General features: G+C 44.3%; 1 protein-coding gene. It reads right to left on the minus strand.

The annotated features are described in order from the left end of the window. Positions 1-472, minus strand: a 472-nt coding sequence (locus A3751_RS02680) for an RNase adapter RapZ (protein ID WP_304439001.1), incomplete at its 3' end; no start/stop codon positions are given. Positions 473-528: the final 56 nt, after the last annotated feature.

The raw sequence follows: 528 nt of genomic DNA on the forward strand, positions 1-528 counted from the left end.
CAACGCGCAGTTTGATGTGATCGCGAAGCTCATAAAGCGACATTTCACTGGTATTCACCGTGAGATCTGCTTTTCGGGCTATTGGCTCCAGTAATAATCCTTCGCTTTTAATGGCTTCTTTTAATGAGGTGCTTGGGGTGCTCAGAGGGTGTTTTCTTCTAGTAGCGTGAAAGCGCTTGAGCAGTGTCTCAGCGTCGGCATCAAGATAGATTATATCCATGTCGATGTTTTGGTTTTGGCAGGCTTGATAGAAAACAGGGAAATTTTCTATCCCGCTTTGTTGATTGCGTGCATCAATACTGACGGCTACTTTTGAAAGGCGCTCATCTTTGCTTAATGATGACTGGTTGCCAAGCTCTAAAAGGAGACCTACTGGCAAATTGTCGATGCAATAAAAACCAAGGTCTTCAAGCACGTGGAGTGCGGTGCTTTTGCCTGAGCCAGACCTACCGCTGATAATAACGAGCTTCATAGCATCTCCACGTTCAATGTAATATTTTTTCCTTAGGAAGTCATGAGTGAATAGAG

The sequence above is a fragment of the Oleiphilus sp. HI0080 genome (assembly GCF_001635135.1).